Raw genomic sequence first — 16,347 nt, 5'->3', positions numbered from 1 at the left:
ATTTTGGAGTTGCAGGGCGAATGCAAATGGAGCAACCTGCGTGTTGATCAATGAATTACATGTGCATAATCGGTGCATGACTATTATTTTGTGCTGCCCAAACTGGCCGGCCAAGAACTCTGATGCCTTATGGAACTTTCTCTCGCCCTAAAAATTAGATTAATCGATTCAGTACTGAAAAAACCATTCCCCAGGCACGGAGTCGTTCGCATAGGTGCAGGCGTCGAATTTGTAGACGAAAAGATTATTCGGTTCATGCGTAATGAAGAGCCATGGCTTATTGTGGAACGGCGTGACGGAAATGACCTTATATGTTCAACTTGGAATGGCGATTCACACACTGGCGAGGCCCGTCACCCTATCAGCCAATTTGAGAATGAACAGTTCAAAATTAAGCACTACTACGGCCCGAGTACCATCTACTTCGATAGTCTCAACGACTATGCGCGTGGCTACTATCTCCGAATCCCCTATGTATTAATTCATTTGCAGCGCAGTCTTGAACACGCCGGGACGTTCCTTTATAACCGTCGACGCATTGTTCTTGGGCAACGTCTTGAGCTTCTCACGTTCATGATTGAGCAAGCCGCTGAAGGTAAGTCCGCATTCGACTCCCTCAATCTAATGACTGATATGCATACAATCCGCTGGATCACCCATCCTAACGGAGAGTCAGTCCGTAGCCGTCTAGAACTCTATTTAGATTCGCTTGTGGATACAGGCGAGCTCGAAAAAACAAATGGTGATTACCGCCTAACAGGCTATGCATTGAGTCTTGTCGAAGAGCGCTCAGAGCAGGAACGGAAACACAAACAAGGTATTCGAATTCAATGGCTGATCGCGGTTCTTGCCTTTGTGACAGCCTTACTTACCATCGTTCAGGCTAACTTGGTCAAACTTAATCCATTGCTGGATTTCACAAAATAGCAGAATAACAATCTATTCCACCTGAAAGCACCCCGGGTTAGTCGGTACGGTTCTGTCAGTAAAAACATTCCAAGATTTGTCGTTCCCGCGTAGACGGGAACTCAGTCAATGCTTGGATTCCCGCCTCGCCCGCCGCGAAGCGGAGTCCCGGGTGTGTCGAGGCCGCCGCGAATGACGACTCACTGAACCGCATTACCCCGGATCAGTCAGCCCCTGCCCGTTTCAGGCTGCCAGCGCAGCCGTCACGATGGCGCCTGCCTCGGCCACCAGTTGATGCAGGTGCGCCTCACTTTTGAAGCTTTCGGCGTAGATTTTGTAGATATCCTCGGTGCCTGATGGGCGGGCGGCAAACCAGCCGTTTTCCGTCGTCACCTTCAGGCCGCCGATGGCCGCATTGTTGCCGGCCGCTCGGGTCAGCCGGGCGGTAATCGGCTCACCGGCCAGCGTTGCGGCGCTGACGCGGTCGCCGGTCAGTTGCTTGAAGGCGGCTTTCTGGGGCGGGGTCGCTGCAGCGTCGATGCGCAGGTAGTACGGCGTGCCATAGCGAGAGGCCAGATCCAGATAGTGCGATCCGGGATCGCGGCCAGTCACCGCGGTGATCTCGGCGGCGAGCAGGCCGAGGATGATGCCATCCTTGTCCGTCGTCCATACCGCCCCATCGCGGCGCAGGAAGCTGGCGCCGGCGCTCTCCTCGCCGCCAAAGCAGATGCTGCCATCGAGCAGGCCGGCCGAGAACCACTTGAAACCGACCGGCACTTCGAGCAGCGTGCGATCCAGCCCCTTGACCACACGGTCGATCAGGCCGCTCGACACCAGCGTCTTGCCGACGGCCGAACTGTGCGGCCACTGCGGGCGATGACCGAGCAGGTAATCGATCGCCACTGCCAGGTAATGATTCGGGTTCATCAGACCAAGCGAGGGCGTGACGATGCCGTGGCGGTCCACATCGGCGTCGTTGCCCCAGGCGATGTCGAATTTATCCTTCAGGGCGACCAGGCTGGCCATGGCATGGGGGCTGGAGCAATCCATGCGGATCTTGCCGTCGTGGTCGAGGGTCATGAATCCGAAAGTCGGATCGACCGCCGGATTAACCACCGTGATATCCAGCCCGTAATGCTCGGCAATCGGCTTCCAGTAAGCCACGGCAGCACCGCCCATCGGATCGACGCCTATCCTCAACTTGGCCTGGCGAATGGCCTGCATGTCGATGACACAGCCCAGTTCGGCAATGTAAGGCGTCATCAGGTCGACCGCCCGGGTCGTTGCCGCAGCGAGGGCCTGCCCATACGGCAGGCGTTTGACGCCCCGGTTGCCATCGGCCATCAGCGCATTGGCGCGTTGCTCGATCCAGCCGGTGACATCGGTATCGGCCGGGCCGCCATGCGGCGGGTTGTACTTGATGCCGCCATCCTGCGGCGGATTGTGCGAGGGCGTGATGACGATGCCGTCGGCGCGTTCGACTGCCGGCTGGGCGTTATGGACCAGGATGGCGCGCGAAATCACCGGCGTCGGGGTATAGCCCTGGTTTTCCTGCAGATGGATCAGCACGCCATTGGCGGCCAGCACTTCAATGACGTTTTGCTGGGCCGGGGCGGACAGCGCATGGGTGTCCATGCCAAGGAAGAGCGGGCCGCGAATTCCGGCCTGCAGGCGGTATTCGGCCACCGCTTGGGCGATGGCGAGAATGTGCGCTTCGTTGAAACTACCGTTGAAGGCGCATCCCCGGTGGCCACTGGTGCCGAAGGCGACACGCTGGCCGGGTTGGTTGATGTCAGGCTGCTGCTGGTAGGCGGCAAGCAGCGCGGAAATGTCGGTCAGGCTGTCAAGCGGGGCCGGCTGGCCGGCGAGTGGGTGAGCCATGCTTATCTCTTTCCTGGAAACGGGCGTTGTTCTTGGGCAAACGGCATACCGAAGATTTTAATCCCGTTGGCAAACCAGGGGGCTGCGTGGCCCACGCAATCGTCGCAATTTCATCAGGCCAGCGTTCTCGCCACTGCCCTGTCGTCGATCAAATCAACGGCAGGAAAATAGATGAGCCGGAAATTCGATTTACTTTTTCCACTTTGCCCAAGGGTCCGAATCGCTGGGCGCCGGGGTATTCGAAAAATTCGACGACCTTCTGCCGGAACTGGATGGACGGATTTTTCCCGAGTCATGCAGGGCCGCTTTTTTGGCGCGCTTTTCGCGCAATCTTTCTGCATCTTCCAGACTTAATTCGGCGGGCTCTCCCGGCGTCTGATCCGGCGGCACGATGCGGTCGCGCGGCGGCAGTTCAAACTGCTCGTCCGAAGCGCGCGGCAGGTTCTTGAACCGGTACAAATAAAAGCCTTCAACCTTCTCGCGCGCCCAATCCGTCTTCTTGAGGAATTTCACGCTGGCATCAATGCTCGGATTGTTCTTGAAACACTGGATATTCAGATAGGCGAACAGCAACTCGTAACCGTAGTGGTTAACGATTTCAGTGACCAGGGTTTTCAAACTAACACCATGGAGCGGGTTGTTTTTGTAATTGATTTCGGTGTTCATGCGGATGCCGGTGCCAAGGAAAAAGGCGCCATTTTACCCGTCGTAGCCAGGATTAATGCAGCAAGGCTGCACGGCCAGGCCTCCACAGCGGATCGACCGGCTCGGCATAATTCCGACTAGCGCTCGGGTTTGGGCTGTCGCAGCCGCTTCAGGCAGTCGAGCGAGGCGGCGAGATCGAGTGCGCTGAAGGCAGAGTTGGGGGCTCACGGCTTTTACTTTTGGCGTTGGGGGTAAGGCGGGCCGGTTTCGATGCGTTCATCGGTAATCGGCGTGCCGACCGTGAAGTGATAGACGCTCTGGTAGTGCTGGCCGCTCAGTCCGGCCATTTGATGCACCGGGTCGTCGAAAAAGCAACCAATACCGGTGCCGCGCACGCCGGCTGCTTCGGCTTCGAGATAAAGCACCTGCCCGACCAGCCCGGCTTCGCGCAATAGTTCGCGATAGCCGTGGCCATCGGCGGTGGCCGCCGGGAATTCGCCGAGCATGCCGAGCGAAAAGGCGCTGGTCGAGGCGATATCCTGATGGCAGGACAGCGAGCGGGCCAGGCGTTGCATTTCCTGCAGGCCCATTTCGGCCAGCTGGATCAGGCCAAGGTAGGCCGGGCACTCGGGATCGAAATCAGCAACTTGACGACGAGCGGCAAAGCGCTGGTCGGCTGGGACCAGCGCAGCCGGCAAGGCCGTGGCCGTCGCCGGCGAGCGCGGCAGCAGATAAAGGCCGCTGACCAGACCTTCGACGCGCAGCACGAAAAGCAGCAGGTGAATGCGGGGTGGCGCCTGCTGCGCCAGCCACGGGCTTTGCGGCCGGGGCAGCACAGCGTCGAGCATCCGGTAGAAGGCGGGTTTGGACAAGCTGTAGCGCGGGTCGAAACGCTGGCCGCTGCGGCGCTGGCGAATGATTTGGGCAGCCCCGAGCGGATTCGGGTGCGGGGGTAGTGGCGGCAATGGAGAAAAGCCAATGGTGTCCGTGTTGGCATTGCGCTCATCACGACTGGCAGCCGCAACCTGATCGATGGCCGACCAGCGGTAGCCGGGCGATGGATCGATGCGGCTGGGTTTGCCTTGCCAGTCAGCGGCGTTCAGCCATTCGGCCAGCGATTCCGCAGAAGGCGGCATGCCCAGGCCGGGGGCACGGATGGCGAGCAGGATTTCCGGCTCTTCCGTTTCGGTAAAGGCGTAGCGCGACGGCGGAAAATCGTCCGGCCTGTCCAACCCGAGGCTGTGGCCCAAGGTTTTGCTAGCCATGGCGAGGGGCACGACTTCCCAGCCGAGCAGCGCGGCGGCGTAGGCCAGTGCGCCGATGGCGTGACCAACATCGAGCTGGCAGTAGCGAAAGGCGCGTTCGCCGTATTTCCACGCTTCGCGCCACATGATGCTCGACAGGCCAACGGCCAGCCAGGCCTCCCCCGCCACCGGGCCAGGCTGGGCAAGGCCTTCGAGGACGTGACCTTCTGGGTCGTAGTGATGCAGCCCGTCGCCAACGCCCGGCAGCCCGGCGCTCAGCACATAGGCTTCAACCGGATGCAGATTGCCGGAAGACGGATTGCAGCGCAGCGCCCAGCGGTTCGGCCCCCAGCTCTTCCAGGCAGAGATGCCGAAGGAAAGTTCGAGCAGCGCACCGAGGCTGTTCAGGTCGGGGGTGATCGGAATTTCAGGCGGGGTCGGCAGTTGAGCGTAGCGGCGCTCGTAACGGTCAGCCGTCAGCGGCAGTTCAAGCGCCGGCGCCCCGGGGTAGTGGCGAAAGGGGGCTGGCTGGGCGTCCCAGTCCAGCTGGCCGGGGCCTTCGGCGTAGGCGTCAAAGCGGTGTTTGGTTCGGGCGTGGTAGGCGCGAACGATGTCTTGCGGGGTATCCGGCACGATTCGGGGGCTTTCTGGCAGAGAGTTCAACGGCAGGCGGTGACCGGGAGATCGGCAATGCCGACCTTCCCGTCGCTCTCATAGACAGCCACGGCGCGCCGTTGTTCGCCTTCGCCCATCCGCGCATCCGGAACCACCGCCCTCACCCCTTCTTCAGGCACCCCGCCAGCGCCGAATCCATGGTGGCGAGATGGGTGGCAAACCACTCGGGCAAGGCCCTGACGTAATTGCGGGCCATGCCCAGCCGGCCGGCGGCCACGCCGCGGGAAAAATGGGCCAGTTCGCCCAGAACCCGCAGGTGCTCGCTGTTGTGTTCGCCGATGGCCGGGAAACGGCAGGCCTTCATCAGCTTGCCTTCATGCTCGAAATGCTGGCGGGTGTGTTCGTGCAGGCGGACGAAAAGCGCCGGGAATTCCTCGTCGGACGCCACGAGCAAGGCATAAACCAACTCGACGAATTCCCGGTGGGTGCCATCCATTTCCGGCACCCCCAGCGCATGACGGGTTTCATCCCAAACCATCAAATCGCCCCGTGCGTTTCGCGCTTGGCGTTGTTGGTCGTCTTCATCGCATCGTCGAGGCTCATGGTGGCCGACTTGAACTTGTAGGATTTAAGCGCGTTATAGACCGTGGCCACCTTGTCGGCGGCGCTCAGGCCCTTGAAATCGCCCTTGTCGAGCGCGACCAGATCGGCCAGTTCATTCCAGACCATGCCCTGAACCAGCGGAATGAAAGCGACCGTCGCACCGTTGGCAATGGTCGAGAAGGCAGTCGGAATATTGACCGTGAAGAAGACGGCAATCGTCCCGGCGTTGAATTCCGCACCGAACTTTTCGAGGACGAACGGGAACTGCTGCAATTCGTCGAGCGAGCCGGAAATCAGCTTCAGCCCGGCCACATCACCGAGCAGGACAGCCTGCTTGAGCACCTCCGTCGGCGGCTTGCGGCGGCCATTGGCGTCGGCCACTTCGCCTTCCTGCAGGATCAACTCGCCGCGATAGGCGACGAGCCCGCCAGCACTGGCGGCTTCCTTGAAATTGGCATTGAAGAAAAGGGATTCGTAACGATCAAGCGACATGGTGCTTCCTTGGTGGATTGAATGAATTAGTAGGGAGGCACTGATTTATTCAATAAATGTCATTCCCGCGTAGGCGGGAATCCAGAAAGGTCGATGAACTGGATCCCCGCCTACGCAGGGGATGACGAATTTTTCAGCGTTTCCTCAGGCGGCAATCGCGGCGCCGATCAGATCGAAGACATCTGCTTCGATCAGTTCCAGCTTCTGTTTCTTGCAGAAGCGGCGTTCCTTGTCGGTCGGGTTCTGGATCAGCACCCAGCCGGCCGGCTCGGCGGCGGCGTAGATGATGTCGGACATCACCATGCGCTCGGTGTCGCGGTTCAGGCGCAGGCCCATCAGCAGGTATTGCTTGCCCTTGCGCAGTTCCTTGACCTCGGGCGGGATCGAAAAGCCGCCCATCAGCTCGGTGATGAAATCGACGTAGTCGGCATCGGAGGCAATGTAATTGGCTTCCGGCTTCGGCGTGCCCATCGGCTTGTAGAGGATGGGCAGGGCCGGATTGATCACCTCGGTCTTCTGGTAGGCGACGCCATCCCGGAAATAGAGCTTGTAGCGAAAATCGGTGCCGCCGAGGCGGGCGATGCCGACGATCAGGTTGTGCGGGACGTCAGCGTAGGAATCCTGCAACTGGGTGTCGCGGTTGATGTCGATGACGTAGTGCGGCGCAATCGCCTTCAGCCAGTCATGCACGGCGCCGCGCGTCCAGGCGGTTTCGCCGTAGGTACGGTTGAGGAACTTGGTGACGGCGCTGCGGCCGCGCTTGAGTTCGACATTCATCGCGGCGCGCGGGAATTCGTACATCAGCTTGGCCGCCATCGGCTTGCCGTCGTTCATCGCGTAGATCAGCGAATCGCTGTCGGCCGGAATCGGCGCACCGGTCGCCGCATTTTTCACATCGGCCAGTACGCCGGGGCCAAGGTAGGGAATGATGCTACCGTCCTTGAGGCCGGCCAGCAGTTTTTCGCGCAGTTCTGGGGTCATTTTGTTTGCTCTGAAAGGGGTACGCCCTCTCACAGCAAATTCCACGCCCGTTAGCGAATCACGCAGCCACGGCCTTCTTCAGCCGCTGGCCAGCCGTCTTTGTCGGCTTTCCTACAGGGAAAAGTGGCGGTTCAAGCCACCTCGGCCCGGTTGCGCCCGACGCCTTTGGCCTTGTAGAGCAACTCGTCAGCCTGACGGAAAAGCACCTTGATCTGGCCGACCGCCGGATCAAGGCAGGCAGCACCCAGCGAAATGGTCACCACCCCATAGTCACCATTCTTTTCGTGCGGAATGGCCAGGGCGGCAACCGCCTCGACGAGACTCGCCGCCACGCCGGCATGCACGCCGGGCGGCGCATCGGGAATGATCACCGAAAACTCTTCACCACCGTAACGGGCGACAAAAGCGCCCGGCGCCGTCAGGTCATCGTTCACCTGCTGGATGCACTGGCCAAGACAGACGGCGACCGCGCGCAGGCACTCGTCACCAGCCAGATGACCGTAATGGTCGTTGTACTTCTTGAAATTATCGATATCCACCATCAGCAGGCTGAACGGTTTGCCCGCCGCAACGGCCTGTTCCCACAAACGGTCGACCTGCATATCCATGGCACGTCGATTCAGCAAGCCGGTCAGCCCATCACGATTGGCCTGATCCTGCAGTTTGTTGTTGGCCAGCGAGAGGCGTGCGCGCAGCGCAGCGATCCGTGCCATGGCCTTCATCTTGGCCTGCAAGACGTTTTCCGGCACCGTCTTGGCAATGAAATCGTCACCGCCGGCCTCGATGGCTGTGACCAGATTGGAATCGGTATCGGTCGCCGTCACGAAAATGATCGGCGTCCAGGCCCAGGGCTCCTGGCCTTCCAGGGCGCGAATCCGGGTGGTCGTCTCAAAACCGTTCATGCCCGGCATCTCGATATCCATCAGGATCAGGTCAAAGGGCTCGCTCTGGAAGAGATCGATGGCCAATTGGCCATTGATCGCGTGCTTGACCTCGTGCCCAAATGATTCCAGGCGCGCGCAAGTCACCATGGCAATTGCACGCGAATCGTCCACCAGCAGTATTTTCATCGGGGCTTGGGGCTGCAAACAAGAAGCGGCAGAGCATACCTTGCGGCCCATCCGATGGATAGGACTTAAGTCATAGAACAAGCAATACGTCAGATTGTCGACAAAGTCACATCGACGACCCCGCCGATGACCAGAAATTCATCCTCTCCCTGCAAGATGCCCGGCAGGAGGCCGCAATGAAAGAAAATCTTGGTCAGGGGAATCTCGGCCGCGAGAATGTAGTCGCCGAACTCGCAGGCGCGCTCGCGGCTGCAGGTGAAAGAATTGAGATTGTTGAGCAGTACCACGTGTTGCCCCTTGCCCTGGCTTTCCAGCACTTCGTGATCGGCCAGTCGATTGACCCCGCGATAGAGCGTGACATGTCGGGCGCCATGATGGCGGCGCGCCAGCTCGAACTGACAGAAGGTGTAGACCAGATCAAGCTGGGCCTCGATGGCGTTGGTGCCGTACAGCCCCTGCGCCCGCATTTCCTGATAGCGCCGGTAGGCATGACCGGATGGGTCGCGTAGCGGCTGGCCATGGTAGCGCGGCGTCAGGCCAAAGCGTGACTCCACCCAGCCCTTGAGTACGGCGCCTTCGCGGCTATCGGCATCGAAACTCCAGCCGCGGATCATCTTGATGTAATTGGCCTTGGCGCGGCCTTTCTTGTCGCCGCTGAAGCCCATGTCCTCCGGGCGCCCCAGCCGGAAATGCACGGTCAGGTAGTCGCGAAAGACGTCGCCCCGCGCTTCCGGCGCCGCCGCTTCCAGCCGCTGAAACAGGTTGCGGTGCAGCTCGGCGACACCGTCGAGCAGCAGTTCCGCCGGGTAGTGCTGGAAGGTCAGGCTGCCGAGCACAACGGCTGGCAGATTGCAGCGATTGATCGGCAGACGGGCCTCGCGTGGCAGCGTCGCATTGTGAGTTGCCTCGGCCTGAAGCCCGTGGCTGCCTCGCAATGATTCAGATAGGAGACTGTCGTCTCCTGAATGGGGTTTTGTCTCGCCTGGACTCGACGCTTTGTCGTCACCCCTACAAAGCGTAGGGACATTGTCGGATGTACTCGCTCCAACAACCACCGGCTCGTTTTCTATTTTCATTGAATAATCAATCGATTATGGCCTGCCAGTCGACCTGGCACGCTACATGCAGAAGGAGAGACGCGACTCTCAAAGATTCCTTCGCAAATCGACTGACAGACTAAGGAGATTACACCATGGCAAAACTCCGTCAATGCGCCATCTACGGCAAAGGCGGTATCGGCAAGTCCACCACCACCCAGAATCTGGTGGCGGCACTCGCTGAATCCGGCAAGAAAGTTATGATCGTTGGCTGCGACCCGAAAGCCGACTCAACCCGCCTGATCCTGCATAGCAAGGCTCAGACCACCGTAATGCACCTGGCTGCTGAAGCCGGCTCGGTGGAAGATCTCGAACTGGAAGACGTCCTTTCCGTCGGTTTCGGCGGCATCAAGTGCGTTGAATCCGGTGGCCCGGAACCCGGTGTTGGCTGTGCCGGCCGCGGCGTTATCACCGCCATCAACTTCCTTGAAGAAGAAGGCGCTTACGATGAAGACCTCGACTTCGTGTTCTACGACGTTCTGGGTGACGTGGTCTGCGGTGGCTTCGCCATGCCGATCCGCGAGAACAAGGCGCAGGAAATCTACATCGTCTGTTCCGGCGAAATGATGGCCATGTACGCCGCCAACAACATTGCCAAGGGCATCGTCAAATATGCGAATTCCGGCGGTGTCCGTCTGGCCGGCCTGATCTGCAACAGCCGCAACACCGACCGCGAAGACGAATTGATCATGGCCCTGGCTGGTCGCCTCGGCACCACGATGATCCACTTCGTGCCGCGTGACAACGCTGTTCAGCACGCCGAAATCCGCCGCATGACCATGGTTGAGTACGATCCGAAACACAAGCAGGCCGACGAATATCGCCAGCTCGCCAACAAGATCGTCAACAACACCAACTTCGTCATCCCGACCCCGATCGAGATGGAAGAGCTGGAAGACCTGCTGATGGAATTCGGCATCATGGAAGCCGAAGACGAGTCCATCGTCGGCAAGACCGCCGCCGATCTGGCTGCCTAAGCAAGACCCCGCAAGCTCCGGCGGGGGCTCAGGCTCCCGCCACTTTCAACCAGCACGTCGGCCACAGATTGGTGGCGGCGTCAGGAGGAAAACATGACGACTCTGTCTCGCGAAGAAACCGAAGCCCTCATTGCCGAGGTGCTTGAGGTTTATCCGGAAAAAGCCCAGAAGGACCGCGCCAAGCATCTGGCGGTCAACGATCAAACTGTTGAACAATCCAAGAAGTGCATCACTTCCAACCGCAAGTCCCTGCCGGGCGTCATGACCATTCGTGGTTGTGCCTACGCTGGCTCCAAGGGTGTGGTTTGGGGTCCGATCAAGGACATGATCCACATCTCGCACGGCCCTGTCGGCTGCGGTCAGTACTCCCGCGCCGGTCGCCGTAACTACTACGTCGGCACCACCGGTGTCGATACCTTCGGCACGATGAATTTCACCTCCGATTTCCAGGAGAAGGACATCGTCTTCGGCGGCGACAAGAAGCTCGCCAAGCTGATCGACGAAGTCGAACTGCTCTTCCCGCTGCACAAGGGTATCTCGGTCCAGTCCGAGTGCCCGATCGGCCTGATCGGTGACGACATCGAGTCCGTTTCCAAGAAGGGCGCTGCAGCTATCGGCAAGCCGGTTGTTCCGGTTCGCTGCGAAGGCTTCCGCGGTGTTTCCCAGTCCCTCGGCCACCACATCGCCAATGACGCGATCCGTGACTGGGTTCTCGACAAGCGCGACGGTGCTGCTTTCGAATCGACCCCCTACGACGTCGCCATCATCGGTGACTACAACATCGGTGGCGATGCCTGGGCAACCCGTATTCTTCTTGAAGAGATGGGCCTGCGCGTCGTGGCTCAGTGGTCCGGCGACGGCACCATCGCTGAAATGATGAACACGCCGAAGGTCAAGCTGAACCTGCTGCACTGCTACCGTTCGATGAACTACATCTCCCGTCACATGGAAGAGAAGTACGGCATTCCTTACCTGGAATACAACTTCTTCGGCCCGACCAAGATCATCGAATCCTGCCGCAAGATTGCTGCCTTCTTCGACGACACCGTCAAGGCCAAGACCGAAGCCGTCATCGCCCGCTACCAGCCGATGATGGACGAGATCATCGCCAAGTACAAACCGCGTCTGCAGGGCAAGAAGGTCATGCTCTACGTCGGCGGCCTGCGTCCGCGTCACGTTATCGGCGCCTACGAAGACCTCGGCATGGAAGTCATCGGCACCGGCTACGAATTCGGCCACAACGACGACTACGATCGCACGATCAAAGAAATGGGTGATGCCACCCTGCTCTACGACGACGTGACCGGTTTCGAACTGGAAGAGTTCGTCAAGCGCCTGAAGCCCGACATGGTCGGCTCCGGCATCAAGGAAAAGTACATCTTCCAGAAGATGGGCATTCCGCTGCGCCAGATGCACTCCTGGGATTACTCGGGCCCGTACCACGGTTACGACGGTTTCGCGATCTTCGCCCGTGACATGGATATCGCCCTGTCCAACCCGACCTTCAAGAACCTGACGCCCCCGTGGAAGAAGGTTGCTGCTGAAGAAGTCAAGAAGGCTGCCTGAACCACGCCCCCGTCATTCCCGGCTTGACCGGGAATCCAGGGCGATCTGGATTCCCGCCTCCGCGGGAATGACGGGGGGCTAGGAAATTCTGTTGAACCTACTCCGGTCGCCACAGATGAGTGGTACCGGCAAGGAGATAGCAATGCAAACCGCAGACAACATCAAGCCCTGTTACCCGCTGTTCCGCGACGACGACTACAAGAAGAACCTCGCTGAAAAACGCGAACTCTTCGAAGAAGGCCACGGCCCGGAAAAGGTCTGGGAAACCTTCGTCTGGACGACGACCAAGGAATATCAGGACCTCAACTTCAAGCGCGAAGCCCTGACCGTCGATCCGGCCAAGGCCTGCCAGCCGCTCGGCGCCGTCCTCTGCGCCTCCGGCTTCCACAAGACCCTGCCCTACGTGCATGGTTCGCAAGGCTGCGTCGCCTACTTCCGCACCTACTTCAACCGTCACTTCAAGGAACCGTGCTCCTGCGTTTCCGACTCGATGACGGAAGATGCCGCCGTGTTCGGCGGGCAGAAGAACATGCACGACGGCCTGGCCAACGCCAAGGCGATCTACAAGCCGGACATAATCGCTGTTTCGACCACCTGCATGGCGGAAGTTATTGGTGACGACTTGAATGCCTTCATCAACAACTCCAAGAAGGACGGCCACATCCCCCAGGATTACCCGGTCCCCTTCGCCCACACCCCGTCCTTCGTCGGTTCGCACACCACCGGCTGGGACAACATGCTCGAAGGCATCATCCGCTCCTTCACGCTGAACTTCATGGACGGCAAGAAGATCGGTTCGAACGGCAAGATCAACATCGTGCCGGGCTTCGAGACCTACCTCGGCAACTACCGTGTCATCAAGCGCATGCTGGGTGAGATGGATGTCGACTTCACCTACCTGTCCGATCCTTCCGAAGTTTTCGACACCCCGGCTGACGGCGAATTCCGCATGTACTCCGGCGGCACGACGATGGATGAAGTCAAGGATGCGCCGAACGGCATCACCACCGTCCTGCTCCAACCGACCCAGCTGGAGAAGTCCAAGAAGTTCATCGAGAACACCTGGAACCATGAAGTTCCCAAGCTGAACATCCCGATGGGCGTGGAATGGACCGACGAGTTCCTGATGAAGGTCTCCGAACTGACCGGCAAGCCGATTCCGGCCTCCCTTGAACTGGAACGTGGCCGCTGCATGGACCTGGTCTCAGACAGCCACGCCTGGCTGCACGGTAAGAAGTTCGCCGTGTATGGTGACCCGGACTTCGTGATGGGCGTCGTCAAGATCCTGCTGGAAGTTGGTGCCGAGCCGACCCACATCCTGGCTCACAACGGCAACAAGCGTTGGGCCAAGGTCATGGAAAAGCTCCTCGCTTCCAGCCCGTTCGGTACGCTGGGCAAGGTCTACGCCGGCAACGACCTGTGGCACATGCGCAGCCTGTGCTTCACGGACAAGCCTGACTTCCTGATCGGCAACTCCTACGGCAAGTACATCCAGCGCGACACCCGCCACCTGGGTGAAGAGTTCGAAGTACCGCTGATCCGCCTCGGCTTCCCGATCTTCGACCGCCACCACATGCACCGCGCCACGACCATGGGCTACGAAGGGATGATGTCTGTAGTGACCCAGCTGACCAACGCTGTCCTTGAGCAACTCGACAAGGAAACGATCGGCATGGGCACCACCGACTACAACTTCGACCTGGTGCGGTAAAAAAACTCCCTCCCCTTCAAGGGGAGGGCCGGGGTGGGGATGGGTTTTCGGAATGCATCATGAAACCCATCCCCCTCCTAGCCTCCCCCTTGAAGGGGGAGGAAGGGAACCCTAGGCCTACCCTTGAATGGAGGGAGTCAAAGGAGCAGTTACATGGCCAACATCATGATCCAGCAAGGCGACAAGGGCGGGCTGGTGTTCTACCTCCCGAAGCGCGATCTGGAAGCGTCCATCGAGTCCATCGAATTCGACACCGCAGAAAAATGGGGTGGCGAACTGAAGCTGGACAACGGTGGGACTTACTACATCGACCCCATCGCCAAGCCGCCCCGCCTGCCCGTTTCGCTACGTGCCAAGCGCCTCGGCGCTGCCGAAGACTGAGTGAAGCAGTCGCTAGTCGCTGGCCACTAGCTACGAGCAAAGGCGAAACCCATCGCCAGCTCAGGTGGCTAGCAACTAACTACTAATTACTAGGAGCTAAAACCATGGCAATGAAAATCGACCCCGACATGTGCACCGCCTGTGGCGATTGCAAACCTGTCTGCCCGACCAAATCGATCAGTTCCGGCAAGATCTTCTTCAAGATCGACGCTGCCACCTGCACGGAATGCGACGGCCACAACGACTCTCCGTTGTGTGTCGACGTCTGCCCGTCCGGCTGTATCAGCCCGGCCTGATTTTGTTGCCAGCCAGCCGTGGCTTTGTCGACTTCGCCTCGGCCGACCGGCAACAAAATTAATTGATTGAGTCTTGAGCCGAACGCCCGGGAAACCTGGCGTTCCACTGAAGACTTTCCCAGGAGCCCATCATGTCCGACACCCCCATCGCCTCTCGCGAAGCAGCGTTGCGCATCGCCCTTGCCGCTCGCGCCCTGAATGGTCTCGATGTCAGAGCCCTGGTTGGCGCACTCGTTGAAAAGCTCGAATCACCGCTCACCGAAGCCAAACTCGGCACGCTGACGGTTGAAGACCTGCGCGTCATCCTGGCCGGCGATTTCGCCGAACAGGGCTGCCATGTCGGCGTCGAAGCCGAAGCCCTCAAGGAAGCGATTCGCCTGCTCTGGGGCCAGGGTGTGGAGAACAACGATTTCCCGGCGGTAGATGCCTACACCGAAGGCGACATGCCCGGCTCGCTGCGCGTTGCTTTCGCCGCCAATCGCGGCGAGACCCTCGACGGCCACTTTGGCTCCTGCGAGCGCTTCCTGGTTTATCAGGTCAGCACCAGCGCCATCAAGCTGGTCGCCGTACGCACTACCATCGAGGCCGATACCGCCGAGGACAAGAACGCCGCCCGATCGGCACTGATCAACGATTGCCAGATTGTCTACGTCCAGTCCATCGGTGGCCCCGCGGCCGCCAAGGTGGTCCGTGCCGGCGTCCATCCGGTCAAGAAGCCCGAAGGCGGCAAGGCCCGCGAAGTGCTGGTGGAACTGCAGGGCCGTCTGGCCAGCCCGCCCCCCTGGCTGGCCCAGATCATGGGTGTGCCATCCGCCTCGCTGGCCCGTTTCGAAGAAGAACTGGAATCCGAGGAATCGGCATGATCACCCCCACCATCCTCGCCCGGGTAGGTGAAGCCACCCTGCTTGACGGCCGCGCCGCCTCGCTGCGCCAACGTTTTCCCGACCTGCACTTCACCGAATGCAGCGAAGACGACGTCTCTCCCCTTTACAACCCTGCTTTCAGTGTCGAGGGCTACGATCTCTTCCTGATCTCCGGGGCCACCGGCCATTGCCTGGCACTGACCAACGACGCAGAAACAGCGACCGGCATTCTCATTGCCGCCAAGGTCGATGACGAGTGAAAAAACCCTTGCCGATGCCGGCATTGGCCGACTGGGATTGTGTTCCGGCTGCAGCTACTTTCCGGACTACCTGAACAGCCGCCGCTGCACGCCAGGTGACGCCTGCATCCGCGCCCACAGCGGCCGGCAGATCGACCGCTTTCTGCGGGCAAATCCCGAGCTGGCGCAAAACTATCTCGGCGACATCTTCTGGGAGCGGCGGGCCATTGCCACCCGCTATGCGGCAATCGACACCATCTTCCCGCTCAAATCCGATCCCGACGAAGTCGTGCGCCGGGTAGTGGCCATGCGCCTGCCGGTCGATCAACTGATCTCGATGATCCACGACCAGGATCGCGAAGTCCGCCTCTCCGTAGCCGCGCGCCTGCCTGAAGCCCAGTTGATCCAGCTGATCAACGACCCCGACTACCTGATTCGCGCCACGGTTGCCCGTCGCCTGCCGCACGGCCAGCTCGCCAAGCTGAACAAGGATCCTGAACGCGAGGTCCGCAAGGTGGTCGCCTCCCGCCTGCCGGCCTTTGCCCTGCACATGCTGGCTAACGATCCGGAACCGGAAGTTCGCGCCATCGTCGCCGAGCGCGCCCTGCCCGGCCTCGCCGTCGCCCTGCTCCAGGATGAGGAATGGTGGGTGCGTCTGGCGGCAGTCGGCAATGCACCACTCGAATTTCTGCCGCCACTGACCAATGATCCCGAAGTAGAAGTCCGCGACGCAGCTTTGGCCCGCCTGTCCGAAAAAAACACCGCCTGAGAACGAGGAAA

General features: G+C 59.9%; 18 protein-coding genes. 9 read left to right on the top strand and 9 right to left on the bottom strand.

The features are described from left to right. Positions 1-129: 129 nt before the first annotated feature. Positions 130-927, top strand: a complete 798-nt coding sequence (locus KI617_RS09050) for a hypothetical protein (protein WP_226451670.1) — start codon at positions 130-132, stop codon at positions 925-927. Between the two features lie 222 nt (positions 928-1,149). Here the strand turns inward: KI617_RS09050 and pgm are convergent, their stop codons facing one another. The 9 genes from pgm to KI617_RS09010 all read right to left on the bottom strand — a co-directional run bounded on the left by pgm (position 1,150) and on the right by KI617_RS09010 (position 9,372). Next, positions 1,150-2,787, bottom strand: coding sequence for a phosphoglucomutase (alpha-D-glucose-1,6-bisphosphate-dependent) (pgm, locus tag KI617_RS09045; RefSeq protein WP_226451669.1), 1,638 nt, complete (start codon positions 2,785-2,787; stop codon positions 1,150-1,152). A gap of 189 nt (positions 2,788-2,976) precedes the next feature. Next, complete coding sequence (locus KI617_RS09040; RefSeq protein WP_226451668.1) at positions 2,977-3,453, bottom strand: VF530 family protein; 477 nt, start codon at positions 3,451-3,453, stop codon at positions 2,977-2,979. A gap of 212 nt (positions 3,454-3,665) precedes the next feature. Continuing rightward, positions 3,666-5,309, bottom strand: a complete 1,644-nt coding sequence (locus KI617_RS09035) for a nitroreductase family protein (RefSeq protein WP_226451667.1) — start codon at positions 5,307-5,309, stop codon at positions 3,666-3,668. Positions 5,310-5,335: 26 nt separating this feature from the next. Continuing rightward, positions 5,336-5,470, bottom strand: coding sequence for a hypothetical protein (locus KI617_RS20340; protein ID WP_264180961.1), 135 nt, complete (start codon positions 5,468-5,470; stop codon positions 5,336-5,338). Further along, the gene (locus KI617_RS09030) at positions 5,452-5,829 is read right to left on the bottom strand and encodes a bacteriohemerythrin (RefSeq protein WP_226451666.1); all 378 of its coding nucleotides are present in this window, start codon (positions 5,827-5,829) and stop codon (positions 5,452-5,454) included. The genes KI617_RS20340 and KI617_RS09030 overlap by 19 nt, the downstream gene beginning before the upstream one ends. Continuing rightward, positions 5,829-6,386 carry a hypothetical protein gene (locus KI617_RS09025; RefSeq protein WP_226451665.1) on the bottom strand — a complete coding sequence of 186 codons (558 nt, stop codon included), beginning with the start codon at positions 6,384-6,386 and terminating at the stop codon, positions 5,829-5,831. The genes KI617_RS09030 and KI617_RS09025 overlap by 1 nt, the downstream gene beginning before the upstream one ends. Before the next feature lie 144 nt (positions 6,387-6,530). Continuing rightward, on the bottom strand, positions 6,531-7,367 hold the full coding sequence (locus tag KI617_RS09020; RefSeq protein WP_226451664.1) for an SIR2 family protein: 837 nt from the start codon (positions 7,365-7,367) through the stop codon (positions 6,531-6,533). Positions 7,368-7,498: 131 nt separating this feature from the next. Next, positions 7,499-8,437, bottom strand: coding sequence for a GGDEF domain-containing response regulator (locus KI617_RS09015; RefSeq protein ID WP_226451663.1), 939 nt, complete (start codon positions 8,435-8,437; stop codon positions 7,499-7,501). Between the two features lie 89 nt (positions 8,438-8,526). Beyond that, the gene (locus KI617_RS09010; RefSeq protein WP_226451662.1) at positions 8,527-9,372 is read right to left on the bottom strand and encodes an NAD(+)--dinitrogen-reductase ADP-D-ribosyltransferase; all 846 of its coding nucleotides are present in this window, start codon (positions 9,370-9,372) and stop codon (positions 8,527-8,529) included. A 257-nt stretch (positions 9,373-9,629) separates the two neighbouring features. Between KI617_RS09010 and nifH the strand changes: the two genes are divergently transcribed. The 8 genes from nifH (at position 9,630) to KI617_RS08970 (ending at position 16,336) form a co-directional block, all read left to right on the top strand. Next, the gene (gene nifH, locus KI617_RS09005; protein ID WP_226451661.1) at positions 9,630-10,511 is read left to right on the top strand and encodes a nitrogenase iron protein; all 882 of its coding nucleotides are present in this window, start codon (positions 9,630-9,632) and stop codon (positions 10,509-10,511) included. Between the two features lie 93 nt (positions 10,512-10,604). Continuing rightward, on the top strand, positions 10,605-12,077 hold the full coding sequence (gene nifD / locus KI617_RS09000) for a nitrogenase molybdenum-iron protein alpha chain (protein ID WP_226451660.1): 1,473 nt from the start codon (positions 10,605-10,607) through the stop codon (positions 12,075-12,077). Positions 12,078-12,219: 142 nt separating this feature from the next. Continuing rightward, a complete protein-coding gene (gene nifK, locus KI617_RS08995; protein ID WP_226451659.1) occupies positions 12,220-13,788 on the top strand; it encodes a nitrogenase molybdenum-iron protein subunit beta in 1,569 nt (522 codons plus the stop codon). Between the two features lie 153 nt (positions 13,789-13,941). Beyond that, complete coding sequence (gene nifT, locus KI617_RS08990) at positions 13,942-14,169, top strand: putative nitrogen fixation protein NifT (RefSeq protein WP_226451658.1); 228 nt, start codon at positions 13,942-13,944, stop codon at positions 14,167-14,169. 104 nt (positions 14,170-14,273) lie between these two features. Beyond that, entirely contained in the window at positions 14,274-14,465 is a 192-nt protein-coding gene (locus KI617_RS08985; RefSeq protein ID WP_226404672.1) for a 4Fe-4S binding protein, read from the top strand. A 131-nt stretch (positions 14,466-14,596) separates the two neighbouring features. Next, a complete protein-coding gene (locus KI617_RS08980; RefSeq protein ID WP_226451657.1) occupies positions 14,597-15,328 on the top strand; it encodes a dinitrogenase iron-molybdenum cofactor biosynthesis protein in 732 nt (243 codons plus the stop codon). Continuing rightward, positions 15,325-15,588: a DUF6129 family protein gene (locus tag KI617_RS08975; RefSeq protein WP_226451656.1), complete on the top strand. Its 264-nt coding sequence runs from the start codon at positions 15,325-15,327 to the stop codon at positions 15,586-15,588. Before KI617_RS08980 ends, KI617_RS08975 begins: the two co-directional genes overlap by 4 nt. Continuing rightward, positions 15,578-16,336: a 4Fe4S-binding leucine-rich repeat protein gene (locus tag KI617_RS08970; RefSeq protein ID WP_226451655.1), complete on the top strand. Its 759-nt coding sequence runs from the start codon at positions 15,578-15,580 to the stop codon at positions 16,334-16,336. The genes KI617_RS08975 and KI617_RS08970 overlap by 11 nt, the downstream gene beginning before the upstream one ends. The last annotated feature ends 11 nt before the right edge of the window (positions 16,337-16,347 follow it).

It is taken from the genome of Ferribacterium limneticum (assembly GCF_020510625.1).
Classification (GTDB): domain Bacteria; phylum Pseudomonadota; class Gammaproteobacteria; order Burkholderiales; family Rhodocyclaceae; genus Azonexus; species Azonexus limneticus_A.
The sequence above is the reverse complement of the archived record's forward strand: the minus strand, read 5'-3'. Positions and strand labels throughout refer to the sequence as shown.